The 21,993-nt window shown below is 60.3% G+C and carries 18 protein-coding genes; 8 read left to right on the forward strand and 10 right to left on the reverse strand.

Features of this window, described 5'->3' with window-relative positions; translation table 11 throughout:
* Positions 1-128 precede the first annotated feature (128 nt).
* Positions 129-344 (reverse strand): cysteine-rich CWC family protein, encoded by a 216-nt coding sequence (locus HHJ17_RS12835; RefSeq protein WP_296506050.1) that lies wholly within the window; start codon positions 342-344, stop codon positions 129-131.
* A gap of 77 nt (positions 345-421) precedes the next feature.
* Between HHJ17_RS12835 and HHJ17_RS12840 the strand changes: the two genes are divergently transcribed.
* The gene (locus tag HHJ17_RS12840; RefSeq protein WP_296497093.1) at positions 422-1,159 is read left to right on the forward strand and encodes a hypothetical protein; all 738 of its coding nucleotides are present in this window, start codon (positions 422-424) and stop codon (positions 1,157-1,159) included.
* Positions 1,160-1,248: 89 nt separating this feature from the next.
* Positions 1,249-2,184 carry an MBL fold metallo-hydrolase gene (locus HHJ17_RS12845; protein WP_296497092.1) on the forward strand — a complete coding sequence of 312 codons (936 nt, stop codon included), beginning with the start codon at positions 1,249-1,251 and terminating at the stop codon, positions 2,182-2,184.
* A gap of 14 nt (positions 2,185-2,198) precedes the next feature.
* Here the strand turns inward: HHJ17_RS12845 and HHJ17_RS12850 are convergent, their stop codons facing one another.
* The 5 genes from HHJ17_RS12850 to HHJ17_RS12870 all read right to left on the reverse strand — a co-directional run bounded on the left by HHJ17_RS12850 (position 2,199) and on the right by HHJ17_RS12870 (position 10,399).
* The gene (locus HHJ17_RS12850; protein ID WP_296506051.1) at positions 2,199-3,641 is read right to left on the reverse strand and encodes a dihydrolipoyl dehydrogenase; all 1,443 of its coding nucleotides are present in this window, start codon (positions 3,639-3,641) and stop codon (positions 2,199-2,201) included.
* A 91-nt stretch (positions 3,642-3,732) separates the two neighbouring features.
* Positions 3,733-4,467, reverse strand: a complete 735-nt coding sequence (locus HHJ17_RS12855) for a glutathione peroxidase (RefSeq protein ID WP_296506052.1) — start codon at positions 4,465-4,467, stop codon at positions 3,733-3,735.
* A gap of 339 nt (positions 4,468-4,806) precedes the next feature.
* Positions 4,807-5,655, reverse strand: coding sequence for a GGDEF domain-containing protein (locus tag HHJ17_RS12860; protein ID WP_296506053.1), 849 nt, complete (start codon positions 5,653-5,655; stop codon positions 4,807-4,809).
* A gap of 478 nt (positions 5,656-6,133) precedes the next feature.
* Positions 6,134-8,842, reverse strand: coding sequence for a DEAD/DEAH box helicase family protein (locus HHJ17_RS12865; protein WP_296506054.1), 2,709 nt, complete (start codon positions 8,840-8,842; stop codon positions 6,134-6,136).
* A 3-nt stretch (positions 8,843-8,845) separates the two neighbouring features.
* Complete coding sequence (locus HHJ17_RS12870) at positions 8,846-10,399, reverse strand: site-specific DNA-methyltransferase (protein ID WP_296506056.1); 1,554 nt, start codon at positions 10,397-10,399, stop codon at positions 8,846-8,848.
* 188 nt (positions 10,400-10,587) lie between these two features.
* Here HHJ17_RS12870 and HHJ17_RS12875 point away from each other — a divergent pair, with 188 nt between their 5' ends.
* From HHJ17_RS12875 to HHJ17_RS12885, 3 genes are all read left to right on the forward strand, one after another.
* Positions 10,588-10,950 (forward strand): helix-turn-helix transcriptional regulator, encoded by a 363-nt coding sequence (locus tag HHJ17_RS12875; RefSeq protein WP_296506058.1) that lies wholly within the window; start codon positions 10,588-10,590, stop codon positions 10,948-10,950.
* A 237-nt stretch (positions 10,951-11,187) separates the two neighbouring features.
* Entirely contained in the window at positions 11,188-12,321 is a 1,134-nt protein-coding gene (locus HHJ17_RS12880) for an XRE family transcriptional regulator (RefSeq protein ID WP_296506059.1), read from the forward strand.
* A complete protein-coding gene (locus HHJ17_RS12885) occupies positions 12,318-12,914 on the forward strand; it encodes a hypothetical protein (RefSeq protein WP_296506061.1) in 597 nt (198 codons plus the stop codon). Before HHJ17_RS12880 ends, HHJ17_RS12885 begins: the two co-directional genes overlap by 4 nt.
* A gap of 117 nt (positions 12,915-13,031) precedes the next feature.
* Here the strand turns inward: HHJ17_RS12885 and HHJ17_RS12890 are convergent, their stop codons facing one another.
* From HHJ17_RS12890 to HHJ17_RS12905, 4 genes are all read right to left on the reverse strand, one after another.
* A complete protein-coding gene (locus HHJ17_RS12890; protein ID WP_296506063.1) occupies positions 13,032-15,266 on the reverse strand; it encodes a malate synthase G in 2,235 nt (744 codons plus the stop codon).
* A gap of 142 nt (positions 15,267-15,408) precedes the next feature.
* Positions 15,409-16,128, reverse strand: a complete 720-nt coding sequence (locus HHJ17_RS12895) for a haloacid dehalogenase type II (RefSeq protein ID WP_296506065.1) — start codon at positions 16,126-16,128, stop codon at positions 15,409-15,411.
* Between the two features lie 74 nt (positions 16,129-16,202).
* The gene (locus HHJ17_RS12900; protein WP_296506067.1) at positions 16,203-17,693 is read right to left on the reverse strand and encodes a glycosyltransferase family 39 protein; all 1,491 of its coding nucleotides are present in this window, start codon (positions 17,691-17,693) and stop codon (positions 16,203-16,205) included.
* Entirely contained in the window at positions 17,690-18,706 is a 1,017-nt protein-coding gene (locus tag HHJ17_RS12905) for a glycosyltransferase family 2 protein (protein ID WP_296506068.1), read from the reverse strand. The genes HHJ17_RS12900 and HHJ17_RS12905 overlap by 4 nt, the downstream gene beginning before the upstream one ends.
* Before the next feature lie 178 nt (positions 18,707-18,884).
* Here HHJ17_RS12905 and HHJ17_RS12910 point away from each other — a divergent pair, with 178 nt between their 5' ends.
* The 3 genes from HHJ17_RS12910 (at position 18,885) to HHJ17_RS12920 (ending at position 21,975) form a co-directional block, all read left to right on the forward strand.
* On the forward strand, positions 18,885-20,132 hold the full coding sequence (locus HHJ17_RS12910; protein ID WP_296506069.1) for a CaiB/BaiF CoA-transferase family protein: 1,248 nt from the start codon (positions 18,885-18,887) through the stop codon (positions 20,130-20,132).
* Positions 20,133-20,236: 104 nt separating this feature from the next.
* Positions 20,237-21,157, forward strand: a complete 921-nt coding sequence (locus tag HHJ17_RS12915) for a LysR family transcriptional regulator (RefSeq protein WP_296497080.1) — start codon at positions 20,237-20,239, stop codon at positions 21,155-21,157.
* The gene (locus HHJ17_RS12920) at positions 21,154-21,975 is read left to right on the forward strand and encodes a ChbG/HpnK family deacetylase (protein ID WP_296497079.1); all 822 of its coding nucleotides are present in this window, start codon (positions 21,154-21,156) and stop codon (positions 21,973-21,975) included. Before HHJ17_RS12915 ends, HHJ17_RS12920 begins: the two co-directional genes overlap by 4 nt.
* The last annotated feature ends 18 nt before the right edge of the window (positions 21,976-21,993 follow it).

A 21,993-nucleotide genomic window follows, 5' to 3' on the forward strand; every position in this document is an offset into this window, starting at 1 on the left:
TTTGATTATACAACTTCTATTGAAATGTCATGGAAATAACGGGTTCTGACTAATGTTTATACAAAATTGGCCGCTAGCCCCCGTCCACTATGCGCAAGTAGCTATTAATTAAATAGCAATACAGAAACTCAAACGGCAGCGGCTTGGACACAAGCGGGGCAAATGCAGGCCTTGCGGCGCAACTGCTCCGGGACGCGCGCCAGCAAATCGGCGCCGAAGCTGGCCTCGTTGCACCAGCACGGCGGCTGTTTGATGCCGGTGGCGCGTTCGACTTGTCCGGCGCACTGGTTGGATTGGCCGCACAGTGGGCAGCAGGTGGGATCGATCGGGGAGGTAACTGGCATGGCGGGCTCCATCGCCGGAAATTTCGGCAGGGCTGCAGTGTAGGCCGGTGCGGCGCTGCCGATAAACTCGCGCTCATATGGATGCGACCCACACTATTCGTGACGCCGTGCTGCACGTCGGCCAGCTGCGCCAAATCGCCGCCGCGACGCCCGGGCTGGCGCGCGCCGTGAGCGACATCAAGCAGTTGCAGGCGCGCCGCTTTGCCGGCACTTACGCCGATCTGCTGGACACGGACCGCTACCGCGCCGCCGCCCGCTTTTTTCTGGAGGAGTTGTACAGCGCCAAAGACTACTCCGGGCGCGATGCCCAATTTGCCCGCATTGCCGGCACGCTGGAGCGCCTCTTTCCGCAGCAGGTAGTGCAGACCGCCGTCGCGCTGGCACAGGTGCATCGGCTGTCCGAAGAGCTGGATCTGGCGATGGCGCAACAGGTCACCCAACATCCCGACACGAACGAGGTGACGCGCTACCTCGCCGCCTGGCGGGTGGTTGACCGGCGCGCCGACCGCTACGCCCAGTTGACCACCGTCCTTCGCATCGGCCAAGAACTGGACCGTCTGACACGCACCCCCGGCCTGCGCCTGATGCTCAAGATGATGCGCCGACCGGCCAACCTGGCGGGACTGGGCGCGTTGCAGCAATTTCTGGAAGCAGGCTTTGACACCTTTGCCGCCATGGGCCGCCAGGGCGAGGGCGCCCAGCATTTTCTGGAGATCGTGCAGGCCCGTGAAACCCGGCTGATTGACCTGCTGTTTGATGGCAGCGCTGTCGCCTGTGAGACCGAACTGACCCAGCTATTGGGACAAGCCCGCTAACGGCAGCCGGTCATCCTGCTTCAAAATGAGGTCAACGGAGACCCGCATGAAAAAATCAGCTTTGAAATACCACCGCCAGGACCGCGCGCATGTCTGAGCAAGCCCTGCCGCGCCCCCTGCTGCCCGCCGACATCAGCGTGTTCGAGCGCGGCTGGCTGTCGTCCAACAACATCCTGATCAGCGGCCGCGCGGGCACCGCCCTCATTGACAGCGGCTACGGCGACCATGCCGGGCAAACGCTGGCCCTGGTCGAGGCAGCGCTTCAGGGCCGCCCGCTCGATCTGCTGCTCAACACCCACTTGCACAGCGACCACTGCGGCGGCAACGCGGCGCTGCAGCACGCCTACCCGGCGCTCCAGACCCACATTCCGCCCGGCCTGGCGCCGCACGTCCGTCACTGGGACCCGCACGCGCTGACCTATACGCCGACCGGGCAGACTTGCCCGCCGTTTGGCTTCGATGCCGTGCTGCTGCCGGGGACGGACATCCAGCTCGGCGACAGGCCGTGGCAGGTGCACGCAGCACCCGGGCACGACCCGCACTCGGTGATCTTGTTTGAGCCGGCCTCCCGTGTGTTGGTCTCGGCCGATGCCTTGTGGGAGCGCGGTTTCGGGGTGGTGTTCCCCGAACTGGAAGGCGTGGCGGCGTTTGACGAGGTTGGCCAAACCATCGACCTGATTGAGTCGCTGGCGCCCGCGATCGTGATTCCAGGGCACGGCCCTGCTTTCACGGGCGTGGCGGCCGCCATTGGCCGCGCCCGTGACCGGCTGGACAGCTTTGTGCAGCATCCGGAAAAGCACATCCAGTACGGCGCCAAAGTCCTGCTCAAGTTCAAGCTGCTCGAAGTCCAGAACATTGAGCTGGCCGCCTTGCTGGCCTGGGCGCAGGCCACCCCGTACTTCGCGTTGATTTACAACACGCATTTTTCAGCACAGGAATTTGCGCCGTGGGTCGAGCAGTTGATTGGCGATCTGGTGCGCTCCGGCGCGGCGACGCGCGATGGGGTGATGGTTCGAAATGCCTGACGGCAAGCACCACCCTAAGCGCCAGGCCCGCAATCCATACAACGATTGATCACGTCCGGACCGATGTGCAGCTTGTGGTTGAGATCCCGCAGGGCCGTGCGCAAGCCTTCTTCAATGACCGGATGGTAGAACGGCATGTCCAGCATGGCGGAGACGGTCATGCGCTGTTGCGCCGCCCAGGCCAGCAGATGGCCGATATGCTCGGCGGCGGGGCCGAACATTTCTGCCCCCAGGAACAAGCCGCTGCCGTGCTCGGCATAGACCTTCAAAATCCCTTGGTTGCGCAGCATGACCCGACTGCGTCCCTGGTCCTCGAACGACACCAGTCCCACCGCGAACCGACCCTTGAAGTGCTCGTTGAGCTGTTCCAGGTTGAGCCCCACCGACGCCACTTGCGGATCGGTGAAGACGACCGCCAGCTGGGTGCGGCGCAAGCCGGATCGGATGTCGGGATACCGTCCGGCATTCTCGCCGGCGATGCGCCCCTGATCGGCCGCTTCGTGCAGCAGGGGCACGTCGTTGCTGGCGTCGCCGGCCATAAAGATCGCGCTGTTGCCGCACTGCAGCGTGAAGCGGTCAAACAGGGGAACGCCGCGCTTATTTAACTGCAGTCCGGTGTTTTTCAACGCCAGTCCGGCAAGATCAGGCGCTCGTCCGGTCGCCGCCAAGACATAGTCGAACGGCTCGGTTTGCCAGGCGCCCGCGCGATCCAGGTAATGGACTTCGACCCCGGTGGCGGTTTCTTTCACTGACTTCACCTGCGCCGACGCCGCCAGATAAAACTCTTCATTGAAGGCCTGGTTGGCGTAGTCGCGAATTTCCGGGTCGCGAATGCCGGCAATACCACCGCCGACGCCGAACATCTTGACCTTGACGCCCAGGCGGCTCATGGCCTGGCCCAGTTCCATCCCCAGCGGCCCCGGCCCGAACACCGCCAGACTGGTCGGCAACGTGGGCAATTCGAAGACGTTTTCATTGGTCAGCAAATGGGTGCGCAATCCTTGCAACACTGGCGGCAGAACGGGAATGCTGCCGGTGGCAAGCACGATGCGCTGGGCATGAATCAGCTGGCCCTGCGCCGTCACCAAGGTATGGGCATCCTGAAATTTCACCTTGGCCGTCAAACGATCGCCCGGCGCAATGGATTCAATCGTCTCCAGCACGAATCCGACAAAACGGGTGCGTTCGCGCTGCACGCGCGCCATCACCGCCGCGCCGTCGATCGTGACCTCTTTCACCTGCACCCCGAACGGCGCGACATGGCGCGCTTGGTGCGCTGCTTCCGCTGCGGCAATCAGCAATTTGCTCGGCATGCAACCCACGCGGGCGCAAGTCGTGCCGTAGCTTCCACCTTCGATCAGCAAGACGGAATCAGTGAGGGCGCGGGCCGCCCGGTAGGCCCCCATGCCGGCGGTACCGGCACCCACAATGGCGACATTGACTTGAATCGGTGTCATGGCAACTTGCTCCCCTTGTAATGCTGGCAGTTTTCAATGCCAGCGTTGCTTAGGCCTGCCGCAGGGCAGGCTTGAGGCCGTTTTTGAAACCTTACTTGGCCAACCAGAGGGCCAGCTCGTCGGCACCACCGACGTGTTCGCCATCGATATACACCTGGGGTGTGGTGCCGCGTCCGGTCACCGCTTGCAGCGAGCTGTAGCTGATGCCGTGGCGGCCCAGTTCGATCTCTTCAAAACGATAGCCCTTGTCGTTGAGCATCTTGCGGGCACGGGCGCAGTGGGGGCAGCCGGGTTTGCCAAAGAATGTGACGCGTGGCGGGGGACTGGCCTTGGGGCTGATGTAGTTCAACATGGTGTCGGCGTCCGAGACCTTGAAAGGATCGCCCGGTTCTTCCGGTTCGATGAACATTTTTTCAATCAAGCCATCCTTCACCAGCATGGAATAGCGCCAGCTGCGTTTGCCCAGGCCAATCTCCGATTTGTCCACCAGCAGGCCCATGCCTGCGCTGAATTCACCGTTGCCATCGGGCAGGAAATCGATGCTGTCGGCGTTCTGCTCGGCCTTCCAGGTTGCCATCACGAAGGGGTCATTGACGGCCAGGCAAACCACGCTGTCCACCCCATTGGCTTTGAGTACGCCCGCCAGTTCGTTGTACCGCGGCAAATGCCTGCTGGAGCAGGTCGGCGTGAAGGCCCCTGGTAGCGCGAACAGCACCACCGTTTTACCGTTGAAAACGGCGTCGCTGTTGACTTTCTGCCACTCGCCATTGACCCGAATCGGGAACGTGACGTTGGGAACTTTTTGACCTTCTCGTGATTGCAGCATGGTGGTTTCTCTGGTTCGTGATGTGGCTTTTGAAGGTTCAATATACGCCTCGCAGGCGTGAGTGTTCTGATCGAAAAACATTGGCCTTGCAGAACGTGAGAGCTAATTGCCTGGAAAATTATTGCTGGTTTCTGCGTGCTGCGAAGGTTCGATGTGGGCAGCGAAGCCGCCATTTATTAATCCGTAAATGTCACAGCAGGATTGGGTTTTTAGGGTCAACAGCTTGATTACGTAGAGAACCCAATAAGTGTCAAGCGCATTGGCAACACGCGGTTTAGACTGATTGCAGTCTTTCTACTTTTCAAACTGAGGCAACCCCATCCGCCCAGTACGTTCAGACTACGGCGTAGGATTGTCACTCGCAAAGGCATAGCCGGACTTGCTTTGCTTGGCCCGGTACATTGCCGCGTCGGCACTCATGATCAAGGCCTCTACAGTGGTGCCATCTCTCGGATAGATCGAGATGCCAATACTGGTGTCGACCTTCAGTTCACCGACGCTGACATCACACGGCATTTGAACTGCCTGGATGATTTTTTTCGCAATGATGGCTGCATCTTGATCTTCGTTTATTTCCATGAGCAGATACAAAAATTCGTCGCCGCCATGGCGGCAGATCGTATCGTCGTTGCGTGTAGTTTCACTTAGTCGCTTGGCAATCGTCAGCAGAACAGCATCGCCCGCGGCGTGGCCATAGGAATCATTGATCGTTTTGAATTTATCAAGGTCCAAGAACATCACGGCCAAAGTCCAGCCGTGCCGTTTGGCTTGTTCTATTCCATGTTCCAGTCGATCATTAAATAGTACGCGATTTGGTAAACCGGTTAAAGCATCATGGAGAGATGCATGAAGGGTTTCCTTTTGCTGGTCCATGACCTTGGCCAGCTCCTGTTCCATGAGGTGGCGTTCCTTTACCTCTTTTTCCAAAGCTCGATTCACCTGCGACAGTTTTTCCGACGCGTCTTGCACTTTGATTTCAACGGCTTCGCTTCTTTCAAGGGCCGTCTCCACTTCAGGCAGGCGGTTCCGATTCAAAAACTCTTCATTAAGGACCAAGTTGACCGACGCCAGTTCATCTGCAGACTCTTTGACCATGCCTTTGACAAGCTCGCTGTCTTTGAGCACTTGAGTCAAAGACTTGGCTGCTTGGGTGCCGTCAGACAATCTGGAAGTAGGTTTCTTTTTCATGGTGAGGTGCTTTTTAGCAGTGCAATACGTCGTGTTTCGCGTCCATTTATCTAATTCTGGCCTAAACAGAAGAAATGGTCTGTGTGGCAGCGTCCATTTAGCCGTCCAAAGCAGTCGATTGCACTCCACTTTGACCGCTGCATGCTGCATAACACTCGCATGTCCGCTCTTCAAGTTTGGCACGATCTATCACCGTGATGGTGCCACGGCCTTGGTTATACGTCCAATATCCCAAGTCGCGCAAATGGACTTCCAGCAAGCAGCCATTGGTGAACACCCGAAAACGCTGCCAAGTCGACTTTCAGGACAAGTTGGACTTTGTTGGTTTCTCTAAGTAATTCCGCCCAACAGCTTAGTTAAACCCCTGGCCCATGAAAAACGGCACCCGAAGGTGCCGTTTTTACTGTGGGTTAGTGCCAAATCGGCCGCTAGCCCTCGTAAACGCTGCGCAAGAAGCTATTAATTAAATAGCAAAAAATTAAACCAGCAAGGGGTCAATTGCATCCCACTGTTTGTCTTTGACCATAACGAATTTACAGGTTCCGCCAGACAACTGCTGCCACAGCCCGCCAATCAGTCGATCGTCTGCCGCGTCGGTCCAGCGGTCGGCGCCCTTGTATTCCACGATCAGGAATGTGTTGTCATTGAGCTTGCAGACAAAGTCCGGGTAGAAGCGCCCGGTGGCTTTTTGCAGAAAGAACGACGCACCTTCACGGCGTGCCAAATTGCGCACCCAGTATTGCAACCGCCCCTTCTGTGCCTGAATGTCCAGCCACACCGCGCATTCGAATTCTTCCTTGCTGTCGAAGTCACCCATGCGGCTGTAGAAGTGCTCGCGAAACGGGTGCAGTCCAAAACGGTTGTCATAGTCGCGGCCGGGCGCGTAGGCTTCGGGCCGGAAGTCGTAGGGAAACTCATCTGTCACCGTTACTCGCTCCTTATTCCCATCGCCAAACAAGGTTTTCTGGTAAGCGCGATTCACTGCGTCGCGGCGCAGTTCGCGAATGCGTGCTTCCAGCAGGTTGCGCATCAAAAACTTCTGCAGATTCGCGCGGCCCAAGTCAAAGTGCGGCTGCGCCAGCAAGTCAGACAACCAACCCGCCACAAACGCCAGTTTGCTCGCATGGGTCAGCGTCGGCTCGGGCACATTGCTGCACAGCCAGCTGGCCAGCTTGACCGTGTCCCAATGCTCGGGCGTATAGGCCAGCCCCAAATCGCGCTGCAGATTGGGCATAAAGAGGGGCATCATTCGACCGCTGGCCTCATCCACGTCAATTACACCACCCTCGGCCACTTTGAGCGCTGCACCCAATGTCACCAGGTTGTCAGGCGTCGGTTTTGCATCCAGCGTGGACAGCTCCCACGGGTAGTCCAGCACCTCCGGGTCGTCAAACAGTTGCAACTCACCCTGCAGCCGCAAAGCCAGTTGCGGCACCAGCAACGTTTTGCCCTCTTCCGCAGGCGTACGGAAAAACGCAATGGCGGTGGTGCGACTTTCCTCGGCGGCGGCTTCAATCGCCGCCTTGGCCAGCGGCGTGCTCACCGTCTGAATCAAAGCCGCAGTTTCATCCAAAGTCAGCGGCGCGCGAATCGTCAGCGTGCTGGTCTTCTTGTCGAAGTCCACCTTGTCGTCCAGCGTGTTGCGCATCTCTTTGGGGACAACCTTCAGATCTGGCTTTTCGTGCAGCACGATCACCACCGGCTGCACCACCACGCGGCCGCCCAGGCCTTCCAGATCAAACATCTGCTGTTCTTGCCGGGCAGCCGTCACGAACTCGGCCACGTCCTTGCGGTCAAATCCCGCGCCCTGCACCAGCCGGTCGCGCAGGGCGCTGGCTGTGTCGGCAAAACTGCGCGACACCACCAGTGCGTAAGACTGGTTCAACTCTTTGGTAGCCCGGTGTTGCGCGCCTGGTTGCCTCAGCACGCGCCCCAGCAACTGCTCCACGGCCGTGGCCGAATGCAGCGACGCCATGCTCACCAGAATGTAGGCAAACGGGCAGTCCCAGCCCTCGGCCAGCGCTTTTTGCGTGATGACGAACTTCACCGGGCATAGCGGGTCGCTGATGCCCAGCTTGTACGCCGCATCAATCGCCTCCAGCCCCTTTTCCTCACTGGTCGCCACCACGATTTCATTCAAAGGAATGCCGTGGTTGGTTAATAGCTCCTGGCGCACCCGTTCAAAGTCAAGCGTGTCCAGGCCCGTGCGGCGCGGCTCGGATTGAATCAGCACAATGGGTCGCAAATACGGCGCGCCCCCGCGTTGCTCGTCGTCAGCCAGTTTTTGCAAGGCATTGCGCCGGGCGATGCCATCGCTCAGGCATTGCTGCCAGTTGGGCTCGGTCTCCAGCACCACGGGCAGTTTGATCATTTGCTCGGCCTTGAGCTGGGAGGCGCTTACGCTGTGCAGCACATTGCTGGGCGTGTGCACCATGTCGGGCGTAGCGGTTAGCTCCATGATGCCGCTGGGCGAGAAGCGCGCCAGCGTGTCAAACGCCAACTCAGTGCGGCTGTTGTGCGCCTCGTCCACCACCACAAACGGCCGACGCAGGCGCAGCACATTGGCCAGCGAATACGCAATCGTGTCGCCGTCCTTCAACAATCTATCGCGCTGAGCGAGGGAAAGATTTTCAAAGTGATGCATCAGCGCACCGCTCGATTCATACACCTTGCGGCTTTCCTCGTCCTCCACCTGAAAAGCCTGCCGCGTGGCCACGATGACCACCGTGGATGTGTCCAGCGTGGCACGCGTCAACGCCTTGGCCTCCGCCAAGTCCAGCACCGTCACCGGCCCGGCTTCTCGCAGCGCCGCATGCAGCGGGTGCTTGAGGTCTTTCAAGCCGCGTACTGTCTGGTCGCGGATTGTTTTGCTGGGCACCAGCCACAACACTACGCTGTGCGGCACCCGCAGCAAATGGGTGTTGACCAGCGCCACGCTTTTGGCCGCCAGCCAGGTCTTGCCGCCGCCGGTGGGCACGCGCAGGCAGAAGTAGGGCATGTCGGGCGCAAAGTCCTTCAAGGGGTGATAGGGCAGACCTTGCCCCCACAGCTCGTCGGTAACGGCGGTGAACGCCAGCGAGGCACGGCCGTGCTGGTGGCAGGCCTTGAAGTAGGCCTCGACGCTGTCGAGCACACCGCCGCCGCTGGCCGGGTCTTGCTGGTATTTTTTGGGGGTGAAATGGGTCATGGCTTACACCTCCAGCGCATAAGGCGTCTGCTTGAACACAATTTGCTCGCGTTGCAGGCGCGGCGCGCCCAGGCGGCAGGCAGCCGCGTAGATGGTCTTGGGGCCGTCGAACGGCGGCAGGATGCCGAACACCGGCCCGGTCAACACGTTGCCACCGCCCACCGACTTGTCCTTCAGGATGCCGTTGTAGAGCAGATAAATGCCCCGGCCCTCATGCACGCCCAGCAGCGGCGAATCGGCGTTGCCGGTGTAGCCGCTGCCGGTCTCGGCAAACCAGACGAACTCGGCCAGTTGCGCATAACGCACGTCCTCGCGGATCTGGCCTTGTGGGGTAAACAGGGGCTCTGCAGAAAGCGTACAGAACTGGAAGCCGTCGCCGTCTGGAGACAGGCCCGCCACGGCCTCATTTTTGGCGTTGGTGTAGCCCTGGCTCACGCGCTTCACGCGCTCGGCGGTGACGTTGGTGGCGATGTTTTCGTCCATTTCCACCAGAATGAAACGGCGTGTGCCGCCGTCGACGGCGTTTTGTTTGAGCACCGCATGGGCTGTTGTTCCGGAACCGGCAAAGCTGTCGAGGATCAGGCTGTCTGGCTCGGTGGAGAGTTCAATAATGCGTTGGAGAAAACGAACAGGTTTTGGCGTGCTGAACAAATCGCTCACAGCAGTTTCATGAAATATTGCTTTCAGTTCACTTTTTGCTTGGCGGTTATGTCCTGTCTCTTCTAAATCGGTCCACAGACTTGATGGGGGTAACGCCTCCATATCCACAAGGTAGGTTCTTCTGCGGATACTTTTTCCATTTTCGGTAAAACGGATTTCAGTAGTCGCCAATTTGGACTCAATGGTTTCTTTCGACCAGCGCCAACCGTTTGCTGGTGGATGGATCACATTCCCGTTTGGGGCCACCAAGTCAAAGGTCAGATTTGGACGTGGCTTCGGGGAGTTGAGCGGATTTCCATCAAACCATGGGCCTCGTGGATCGTTATCGGGATTCTTAAAGTGAGAGCGTTTGTTCGTGTGATCCCCGGCCTTATTTGGCCGCCAGTCTGAGGATCGGGAGTAAATGACAAGGGGATTGTGGTCTGTAGAAAACTGCTTTGCATCGTTGTTGCTGTTGTCTGATGAACGCCAGATAACAGAGGCGACAAAATTCCCCGCCCCAAAAATCTCGTCCAGCAGTAGGCGTAGGTTTGCCACCTCGTTGTCGTCAATCGACACAAAAATCGCCCCGTCCTCGCGTAGAAACTGGCGAAGCAGCACCAGACGCGGGTACATCATGCACAGCCAGCGGTCGTGCCGGTCCAGCGTTTCGCCTTCCTTGCCGACCAGCGCGCCCAGCCATTTACGAATCTCGGGGCTGTTGACGTTGTCGTTGTAGGCCCAGCCTTCGTTGCCGGTGTTGTACGGCGGGTCGATGTAAATGCATTTCACCTTTCCGCCGTAGCGTGGCAACAGAGCCTTCAAGGCATGTAGGTTGTCGCCCTGGACGATCAAATTGCCGCTGGCGGGATCGCCGCATGACAACTCGGGCACGGGCTCCAGCAGGCGAAAAGGCACGTCCTTGTGGTGTTTAACAACGGCGTCTTTGCCGATCCAGTTGAGCGTAGGCATGTGTGAATTCGTGAGCGGCGAGCGATTGCCAAAGTGGCAAGCGATGCGTTACTTGTGACAAATAGGCGAATCATATAGATCGATTCACCAAATGGGCTTTGCCAAGGAGTCACATTTGAAAGAAAAATTCGCCCATGCACATTGGCCAAGTCATTCGTTCGCTTAGAGAAGAAAAAGGGTGGTCCCAGGAAAAACTGGCACTGGATGCGGGCATGGGGACGAGTCATGTATCTCGTATCGAGCGTGGTGAGCGCCGATTGTCGACAAGTCGCCTGGATGCGTTGGCCGCCGCACTGGGTACGTCACCTGCTGCTATGTTTGCCATGTTGGAAGGTTTGCAGCTTCCGCTGGCCGCACCCGACAAAGACGGCGACTTGACGCTGGATTACTCGCCTGAGGCTGTGGAGTTGCGCAAGACTTTTCGAAAACTAACGTTGCCAAGTCGTCGCTTGGTCGTGGACTTCGCACAGATGCTGGCTAAACAAACGTCTGCCTGATGCGTACTGAGCGCCCGGTAACGCTATGACTGCACTTGCATGTCGTCATATAGCACTATACGGCTCGTGGCGATTTTTGGAACTAAATAGGTCCCTTGCCCCCGTAGAATATGCGTAAGTAGCTATTAATTAAATAGCAACTTTGTGAGTGCCAAATTCCTGGCTGGTAGCAAGAAGCGGACATAAAACTTGATAAAACTTGATTTTTAAGTTATTTCCACAGAAAATACACCGGCTATGCACAAAGTTATCCACAGCGAATCCATCAAAGCAGCTCTGGCCTCACGGGGGTGGAGCCAGGAGCAGCTGGCAACGGCCATTGGCGAGTCGCCCCAAGTGGTGTCCCACTGGCTGCAGGGCAAGCACTTTCCTCGCCCTGAAAAGTTGCTGAAACTGGCCACCACCCTCATGTTGGGCTTTGACCAGTTGGTGATGCCTGACGCCAACCGACCCATCATTGCCTTTCGTAAAAAGGCCGGTTCAAAGACCACGGACGAACATATCGTCAAGGCGCAGGCGATGGCCGCGTTGCTCAAGCCCTTGGTGGACTATTTGCCAGAGAGGCGGGCGTTGCACATGTCGTTGCCCTCGCCGTCGACCGATTACGTTCCGCTGCAAAACGCGGTGGCAGAAGTTAGGGCCAAGCTGGGCATTGGCGCCCAGGCGGTGCTGGGCTATGAGCACCTGATCAAGGAGTTCAAGGACAACGACGCATTGCTGGTGCCCACACTCTGGGGTGAAAAGAAGAACCACAAGAATGCGTTGCATATCTTTTTGCCAGACAAGAAAGTCACGTTCGTGTATCTGAACCTGGACACGCATCTGGAAGATTTCAAGTTCTGGATGGCGCACGAGTTGGCGCATGTTTACACCCCCGAGCTGGCCGGAACGAACGAGGGCGAGGATTTTGCCGATGCCTTTGCTGGCGCGCTGTTGTTTCCACAAGCTTGCGCGGAGGCGGCTTATGCGCAGGCGACTCGGGTAAACGGGGTGCAAGCGGTGTTAAAGACTTTGCTTGAACATGCCCACACGCATTCCATCTCGCTTTTCACGGTATTCCGTCAGGTGCAGAACTTCGCTCAGGCGAAGGGATTGCAGCTCTTGCAATTGTCAGATGTTCAAGTTCACGCTGTCCGCAGCAACCAGCACAATGGCTTGGTGAGCGAAGCGCTTTTTAAACCTTTGCCGCCGAGTGCGGAAGCGTTGATTGCGGTCACAGCGAATTTGTTTTGTTCAGGTTTTTTTGTGGCACTGAAGACGATGCTGGTTGAGCGGGAAACAGGCCCTGGCTACCTACAGCAGGTCATGGATATCGGACTGCAGGATGCCACGGCGCTGCACCTGGCACTTGTCGGCGAGATATCCCATTGACGCTGGTTCTGCTCGATACCAACGCCTATCTGAGGCTGGCCAAGCGCGTGCGGCCACTGTTGGGCAAGAAGTTTGGGCAAAAGGACTACGTATTGACCATTCTGCGAGACGTAGAAGACGAGGTGCAGCGCAGCCCACGGCTGCGACACGACTATCCCTGGTTTGATGCGGCCACCTTGGCGACCGAACGTCTCGCTCATACCCCACGCCTGAACGCCCAAGAAAAGGCCACACTGGCGGCGGCTGCGAGTGTGCTGCATGGGCTGGTCCAGATGGACCCGGCCCGATTCATGACACAGCGACGTTCTCCGCCGTCTTATACCGATTGCCGTGTGCTGGCGTTCGGACAGATTCGCCCGGCCATCGTTGTGACCGATGACCTCGGTATGCACGAATTGGCCAGCATGGTCGGCATTGATGACATCTGGCATGGACCTGAGCTGTTGAAGAAGATGCTGAGTGCCAAGCTCATTGAAAACGAACTGGTTCGTGAAATTTATGCCGCTTTGGAAGTTAACAATGATCTGACCGGGACATGGGTGCAAGCTAAACACAGCACCTTTGTCAAAATTTTCGGCAAAGTCATGGATTGATTGCTATGTTACAAAAAAACGGCACCCGAAGGTGCCGTTTTTACTGTGGGTTAGTGCCAAATCAGCCGCTAACCCCCGTCAAAGCTGCGCAAGCAGCTATTGATTAAGTAGCAAGCCTCAGAGGGCCGCCACCGCTGCTGCCACTGCCGCCGCCTTCACCTTCAAGCGCCAGGCGTGCAACAAAGGCTCGGTGTAACCGCTCGGTTGTGCCAGGCCCTTGAACACCAGATCACAAGCCGCCTTGTACGCCATCGAGGTCTCAAAGTTGCCGGCCATATTTTGGTACAGCGGGTCGCCCGCGTTCTGCTTGTCCACCACGGCGGCCATGCGCTCAAAGGTTTCCTTCACTTGCGCTTCGGTCACCACGCCGTGGTGCAACCAGTTCGCCATGTGCTGGCTGCTGATGCGCAGGGTGGCGCGGTCTTCCATCAGGCCGATGTTGTGGATGTCAGGCACCTTGGAGCAGCCGACGCCCTGGTCGATCCAGCGCACCACGTAGCCGAGGATGCCTTGTGCGTTGTTGTCGAGTTCCTGCTGTTTCTCCACGTCCGACCAGTTGGGGGTGGCGGTCACGGGAATGGTCAACAGACCGGTCAGCAGGGTATCGCGTTGCTTGTTGTAGTCGATTTTTTCCAGTTCTTTCTGGATGTCGCTCACCAGCACCTGGTGGTAGTGCAGCGCGTGCAGCGTGGCACCGGTCGGGCTGGGCACCCAGGCGGTGTTGGCACCGGCCAGCGGGTGTGCAATTTTCTGCTTCAGCATGTCTTTCATCAGGTCAGGCATGGCCCACATGCCCTTGCCGATTTGTGCCTTGCCGCGCAGGCCGCAGCTCAGGCCAACCAGCACGTTGTTGCGCTCGTAGGCCGCAATCCAGGCGCTGCTTTTCATGTCGCCCTTGCGGATCATGGGGCCGGCTTGCATGGCGCTGTGCATCTCGTCGCCAGTGCGGTCGAGGAAGCCGGTGTTGATGAAGGCGACGCGGCTGCTGGCAGCGGCAATACAGGCCTTCAGATTGACGCTGGTGCGGCGCTCTTCGTCCATGATGCCGAGCTTGACGGTGCTGTCTTCCAGGCCGAGCATTTTTTCCACGCGGGTGAACAGTTCCGCCGCAAACGCGACTTCGACCGGGCCGTGCATCTTGGGTTTGACGATGTAAACCGAGCCCTTGCGCGAGTTGCGGATGGCGTCCTTGGCGGTGCGCTGCAGGTCGTGCATGGCAATGGTGGTGGTGACCACCGCGTCCAGAATACCTTCCGGGATTTCGCGCGTGACGCCGGCTTTGTCGGTGTACAGGATGGCCGGATTGGTCATCAGGTGGCCGACGTTGCGCACGAACATGAGCGAGCGGCCATGCAGCGTGACGGGCTTGCCCTTGCCGGCGGCGGGGGTGTAGACGCGGTCGGCGTTCAGGCCGCGGGTGAACACTTTGTCGCCCTTGCTGACTTCTTCGGTCAGCGTGCCTTGCAGGATGCCGAGCCAGTTGCTATAGGCCAGCACTTTGTCGTCGGCGTCGACCACGGCGACCGAGTCTTCCAGATCGAGAATGGTGGAGAGGGCGGCTTCCAGCACCAGATCGCTAACGCCGGCCGGGTCGCTGGCGCCGATGGCGGTGGCGCGGTTAATTTGCAGGTCCAGATGCAGGCCGTTGTGCAGGAACAGCACGCTGCTCGGCGCCTTTTCGTCGCCCTGAAAACCGATCAGCTGGGCCGGGTTGGCCAGGCTGGTGTTAGAGCCGTCAGCCAGTTTGACGGCCAGCTTGCCGTCCTTGATGCGGTAGCTGACGGAGTCGACGTGCGAACCCTTGCGCAGCGGCGCGGTGCGGTCCAGCACATGGCGGGCGTATTCGATGACTTTGGCGCCGCGCTTCGGGTTGTAGCTCTTGTTTTTGCCGCAGCCTTTGGCTTCGGAAATGACGTCAGTGCCATAGAGCGCGTCATACAACGAACCCCAGCGCGAATTGGCGGCGTTCAGCGCGTAGCGGGCGTTCAGCACCGGCACCACCAACTGCGGACCGGCCTGAAGGGCGAGCTCGGCGTCGACCTTGGCGGTGGTGATGCGCACCTTCTTGGGGCTCGGTACCAAGTAGCCAATTTGCTCCAGAAAAGCGCGGTAAGCGGCCATGTCCTGCACCGGGCCGGGGTGGGCGCTGTGCCAGGCGTCGAGTTCGGTTTGCAGGCGGTCACGCTCGGCCAGCAGGGCAATGTTTTTTGGCGCCAGATCGGCCACCAAGGCGTCGAAGCCCTTCCAGAACTTGGCCGGGGTCACGCCGGTGCCGGGCAGCACTTTTTTGTCGATGAATTGCAGCAGCGTGGTGGCAACTTGCAGGCGGTGCTTGGGGGTGCGTTCGGTCATGGTGGGTGGTTTCAGTAAGTGAGGAGGTGGATAAAAAAGAGGGCGACAACCGGCTAAAACAGGGGGGATGATACAAAGCTCACCGGATAAGTCCAGCCATCAGCCGCGTGAGAGAGGTTGCAACGAATCGGCTTTGGAGCGCTCAGACGGGGAAAAAGTCCAGCACTTCGCGCAGGCTGCTGCCGGTGCGGGTGGGCTGTGTGCCCAGTTCTTCAAACGGCAACTGGTAGCGGTTCACCCACAGGGTTTGGTAGCCGTACCAGGTGGCGCCGAGTGCGTCCCAGGCGTTGCAACTGACAAACACAATCTGGCTGGCCGGCAGTCCGGTGGCCTGCTCGCCCAGCGCGTAGGCCTCGGGATGGGTTTTGTATTTGCGCACGGCATCGACGCTGATGACATGGTCCAGCAGACCTTCCAGCCCGGCGGAACTGACCGCCATATTGATCATGCCGGGTTCGCCATTGCTCAAGACCCCGGTGACGATGCCACGGGCTTTGAGCTCGCTCAACACCTGCCGGTTTTCCGGGAAGGCGCTCAAGTGGCGGTATTGGTTGAGCAAACGGTCAATTTCAGTATCAAACAGGCCGCTAGCCCCCGTCGGCTGTGCGGGGACCACTATTCTATTGATAGCATAAACGAGGGCCGAGCGGGTCAGCGCCCAAAATGGCTGGTAGTGGGCGCCGTCGTTGCAGATGGTCACCAGCCGGGTGTATTCAATCTGCTTGTCGCGCCACAACAGGCTCAAGGCCTGACCGTGGCCGGGAAACAATTGCTCGGCCAGCAGGCTCACGCTGTAGACGTCAAACAAGGTGCCGTAGGCGTCGAACAACACGGCGCGCGGCGCTGGCGGGGTCGATGCCATGGGGGTTTCGGGAACAGTCGCCCGGGATTTTTTCATACGGGTACTTTATTCGATACCGGGGCCCGGATTAACGTTCAATCAATCGCTTGATCCCTGACCGAAAGGTCGGTAATTAAAAACAGCGTGTAGTCACCATGCTGGCCTTGCCATTGCAGATGGGCGCGGACCGCCGCTGGCAGGGTGGCCACGGCTGTCGTTTCGACGGCCAGAAAGGCCGGTTGGCCGGCCAGGCGGGTGAGCAGCGCCGACGGTTGGGCGATTTGCTCGGCCCGGCCCCGGCTGTAAAAAGCTGCCGAGTAAGGCCGCTCGGGGTAGAAAATCAGGGCGCGCTGCTGGGTGTTGAGCGTGTCGTAGTGGGCCACCAGCCGCTGGGTCGTGTGCCAGTCTTCGGTCTGCTTCAGGTTCAGGCTGGCGACAAAGCCGGCAAACAGCACCGCACTCAGGATCAAGCCCAGGGTCAGCAGGCGGTTGACGCGCCGCGGGTCGGCGTGCCGGCTCAGCCATCCCGCGCCCAACAAGGCCAGTGGCGGCAGCGCCGGCAGCGCATAGGTCCAGAGGATATTGCCGGCGAAGGTAAAGAACAAGGCGGGTGCCAGGCTCCACAAGATCAGATAGTGCTGCAAGGGTTTGTCAGAGGCGGCAACCGACTGGGCGACAACACCCGCCGTGCGCCAGCGCCACCACGCCAGCGGGACCAGCAGCGACCAGGGCAGCATCGCGACCCCAGCATAGACCCAGATGCTGCCCCAGGGCGCCGAGTGGGCGACGCCATAGCGGTCGCCGGTCCAGCCCGGCGTGACAAAGCGGTGCCAGTGTTCGCCGAGCAAAAAATAATCCAGAAAACCGGGGGTGCGCAGTTCCGCCACCGCATACCAGGGGCCAACCAGCAACAGGACGGCCAGGCTGCCGCGCAGCCAGGGCAAGTGGCGCCAGACGCGCGCCCATTGCCAATTAAAGATTGTCCACAGACCGAGTGGCAAGCCGGCCAGCACCAGCACCAGCGGTCCCTTGGCCAGCAGCCCCACAGTCAGGCCGAGAAAAAACAGCCAGCCTTCGCGCCGCCGCTGGGTCGCATCGCCGTGCAGGCCGAGCCAGAAGCCGCGCATGGCCAGCGTGATGCCGACCAGCAGCGTCATGTCGGTCATCACCGCCCCGGCCGAAATCAGCATCAGACTGCTGCCGGCCAGCAAGGCAATGGCCGTCAACGCCTCCTGTTGCGAGCGTTGCCGTGCCCAGCCCCACACCAGCCAACCCACCCCCAGTGCGGCCAGAAAGTGCGGCAGGCGTGCGGCAAACTCGTTGACGCCCAACAGGCCAAAACTCAGCGCCGTGGTCCAGAACGACAGGGGCGGTTTGCCCCAGAAGGGCACGCCGGTGTCATACCAGGGGGTGACCCAGTCGCCCAGCACCCCCATCACGCGCGAGATTTCGGCATAACGGGCTTCGGTGTTGTCCATCAGCGGGTACAGCCCCAAGCTGATCAAGCGCAGGCTAAGCAAAATGGCCAAGGCCCACCAGACGGGCGCTTGAGTTTGGGTTTCTGTGGGAAGAGGTCGCTGGCTCATGCAGGGTCGGTTGCCGTCAGGGTCGCGGGCGTGAACGAATCCAGCAGGTAAATGGGGCGGCGCTTGGACTCCAGATAAATCCGACCGACATACTCGCCCATGATGCCAATCGCCATCAACTGCAGGCCGCCGAGCAGCAACACAAACTCGATCAACGTGGGAAAGCCCTTGACCGAGTCACCCCAAAAGGTGGTCTTGACCAGAAAATACAGGGCATACAAAAAAGCCCCCAGGGCGCTTAAAAATCCGACGTAAGACGCGATGCGCAAAGGCACGGTGGAAAACGAAGTCACCCCTTCCAGGGCAAAGTTCCACAACTTCCAATAGGGCCACTTGCTGAGCCCCGCCGCCCGAGACTTGCGGTGGTAGTCCAGCGTCACTTGTTTAAAACCGATCCAGGCGAACAGGCCTTTCATGAAGCGGTTGGACTCGGGCAGCCGGTTCAGCGCGTCCACCGCGCGCCGGCTGAACAAGCGAAAATCGCCGACATCGCTGGGGATGGTGACGTCGCTCAGCCGGTTGATGATGCGGTAAAAGAAATGCGCGGTGGCTTTTTTGACGACGGTTTCGCCGTCCCGCCCGGTGCGCCGCATGTTGACCACATCGACCCCGGCGCGCCAGGCCTCCAGCATGGACGGAATCAGCTCGGGCGGGTCCTGCAAATCGACATCCAGAATGATCACCGCTTCGCCCCGGGCCAGTTCCAGGCCGGCCGTCATGGCGCGCTCCTTGCCAAAGTTTCGGCTCAGCCGGGCCACGCCCACCAGGGGGCATGTGACGCGCAAGTTTTCCAGCACTTGCGGAGAACTGTCGGTGCTGCCGTCGTCGACGTAAATGATTTCATGCACCCCCGGGCAAGCGGCCAGCACCTGGATCAGGCGCGCATGAAACAGGGCGATCACCGCCTCTTCGTTGAACACAGGCACCACCACACTGAGTTGGCAGGCCAGCTCGGGCGTGGGGCGGTGCAGGGCGGGGGGTGGTCCTGCCAGGGGGGCGACTTTGAGGGGCATGAAGGCTTGCGGTACGGAAGACAGGGTTAACTCTAATAGCTGTATTGTTATCAATTTCTGCGGACAGGCGGCTGACGTCCCTCATCTGAGTAGGTAAAGTCCGGTAAAGCCAGGGCGACAGGGATGGACTTTTCCGTCCCGACGTTCGCCATCGAACCTACCGAAATCTATGCACAACGTGAACCCAACACCGCCCAATGCTCGCCCGCCCTCCGCCCCCGGTTTACCCGCGCCGGCGTCGGCCCCGCTGCCCCTGGCCGGGTTGCGGGTGGTCGAATTCACCCACATGGTCATGGGCCCGACCTGCGGCATGGTGCTGGCCGACATGGGGGCCGAGGTGATCAAGGTTGAGCCGCTGCACGGCGACCGCACCCGGCACCTGCTGGGTGCGGGCGCTGGCTTTTTCCCGATGTTCAACCGCAACAAGAAAAGCATCGCGCTGGACCTGCACTCGCCCGAAGGCGCTGCCGTGGCGCGCCAGCTGGCCGCGACGGCGGACGTGGTGGCGGAAAATTTCAAGCCCGGCACCATGGGCAAATACGGGCTGGACTATGCCGCCCTGTCGCAAGTGAACCCGCGCCTGATCTATGTCAGTCACAAGGGTTTTCTGCCCGGCCCCTACGAGCACCGCACCGCGCTGGACGAGGTGGTGCAGATGATGGGCGGGCTGGCCTACATGACCGGCCGCCCGGGCGACCCGCTGCGTGCCGGCACCAGCGTGAACGACATCATGGGCGGCATGTTCGGCGCCATCGGCACCTTGGGCGCGCTGCTCCAGCGCGGCATCACCGGCAAAGGGCAGGAGGTGCAAAGCGCGCTGTTTGAGAACAATGTATTCCTGGTCGGCCAGCACATGCTGCAGTACGCCGTCACCGGCCAGCCGGCGGCGCCAATGCCGGCGCGTATTTCACCCTGGGCGGTGTACGACGTGTTCACGGTGAAGGACGGCGAACAGATCTTTCTGGCGGCAGTGAGCGACGCACAGTGGCTGACGTTTTGCGATGCGCTGGGGTTCGACGACCTCAAACATGAGGCGCAGTACGCCAGCAACAACGACCGGGTGCGCCTGCGCGCCACCCTGTTGCCGATCCTGCGCGAGCGTCTGGCCGACCGCAGTGCGGCCGAGTTGGCGGCGCTGCTGGAGGCGCATGAACTGCCGTTCGCGCCGATTCGCAAGCCCGAAGAACTGTTTGACGACGAACACCTGCTGGCCACCGGCGGCCTGGCCGACATCACGCTGCCGGATGGCGAACGCGCCGGCCAGACCGCGCAAACCACGCTGTTCCCGTTCACCATGGACGGCCAGCGGCTGGGCGTGCGGCTGCAGCCACCGACTTGCGGTCAGCACACCGAGGAACTGCTGACGGGGCTGGGCTACACCCCGCAGGCCATTGCGGCGCTGCGTACCCGCCACGCGGTGGCGTGAGCCAAGCGGCGCCAGGCGCGGCGGTTGGCGCAGAAGTTGAGAAATGATCTAATAGAACAAATAAGCGATCTACTATTAACTTTTATGCGGGTAATCAGGCCGACATGAGCAAGTTCAAGCAACTCGAATCCTTCGTCTCGGTCGCCACCCGTGGCAGCCTGACGGCCGCCGCCATTGCGGAAGGCGTGGCGCCCGCCATCATGGGGCGCCGGCTCGATGCGCTGGAAGAACGCCTCGGTGTCAAGCTGCTGGTGCGCACCACGCGGCGCATTTCGCTCACGCACGAAGGCAGCGCGTTTCTGGAAGACTGCCAGCGCTTGCTGGCCGACGTTGCCAATGCCGAGGCCAGTGTCTCGGCCGGCGGCATCAAGGCCAGTGGGCATTTGCGCATCACAGCCCCGGGCGGCTTCGGGCGGCGGCACGTGGCGCCGCTGGTGCCGCGCTTTCGCGAGCGGCACGCGGAGGTCACCATTTCCCTGAATTTGAGCGACCGGGTGGTTGACTTGGCCGGCGAAGGCTTTGACTGCGCGGTGCGGGTCGGCGACATGCCGGACTCCAGCCTGGTCAGCGTGCGGCTGGCCGACAACCGCCGCCTGTGCGTGGCGACGCCGACTTACCTGCGGCAACACGGCACCCCGCTCCACCCGCATGATTTGTCCCGCTTTGATTGCCTGACCCTGTCCAGCGACGCCTCGCAAACCCGGGGCTGGGCCTTCAAGGTGCCAAAAGGCGATGCCAGTGAACTGCTGCACCTCAAACCCGGCGGGCCGCTGAGTTGCTCGGACGGCCAGGTGCTGCACGACTGGTGTCTGGCGGGTTACGGCATTGCCTGGCGCAGCACCTGGGAGGTGGAGGCCGAGATCGCCGCCGGGGCGTTGGTGGCGGTGCTGGATGATTTTGCAGCGCCGGCCAATGGCATTTACGCCGTGTTTCCGCAAGCCAAACATTTGCCCTTGCGCGTGCGCTTGTGGATTGATTTTCTCAAACACCATTACGGCCAGGCCGGCTACTGGAAGGCGCAATGATGCCCAACGACAACCGTGCCAGCAAAGGCGTGATTCTGTGCGCCGATGACTTTGCGGTGCACGCCAGCGCCTCGCTCGGCATTGCCAAACTGGCGGCGCTCGGGCGCATCAGCGCCACCAGCGTCATGGTGCTGTCACCGCGCTGGCCGCAGGACGTGGCGCTGCTGCAAGAGCTGCGCGGCCGCCTTGACGTCGGCCTGCACCTGGACTGGACCAGTGACTTTGCCGTTGCCGCCGGGCACGGCCTGTCGCTGAAGGCGGCCATGCTGAAGGCCGCGTTGGGCGGCTTTGACCAGACCGCGGCGCGTGCCGTGATCGAACGCCAACTTGATTTGTTTGAAGCGCAGTGGCAGGCGCCGCCCGACTATGTCGATGGCCACCAGCATGTGCAGCAGTTTGCCGGCATTCGCGAAGCCTTGGTACAGGCCCTGGCCCGTCGCTATGGTGCGCACAAACCCTACTTGCGCATTTCGCGGGCGCCGGCGGGCGCCGCCGATCTGAAAAGTCGCGTGATCGCGGCGATGGGCGCCCGTGCTCTCGAAACAATAGCTGCTCGCGCAGGTGTGACGGGGGCTAGAGCCTTATTAGGCATCTATGATTTCTCAGGCACGCCAGCACGCTATGCCGAGCTGATGGCCGGTTGGTTACGCACGGCGCCGGCCGGCAGCATCATCATGTGCCACCCGGCGCAGGCGGCGGAGCCGGACGATGAGATCGGCATCGCCCGTGCCCAGGAGTTCAATTACCTGATGGGTACCGACTTCAGCGCTGCGCTCAGCCGCGCCGGGGTGCGGCTGGTGCGGGGTTGTTCGGCATAGCGCGGCGCGGGCAAGCAG

Source organism: Rhodoferax sp. (genome assembly GCF_012927445.1).
Lineage (GTDB): Bacteria > Pseudomonadota > Gammaproteobacteria > Burkholderiales > Burkholderiaceae_C > Rhodoferax.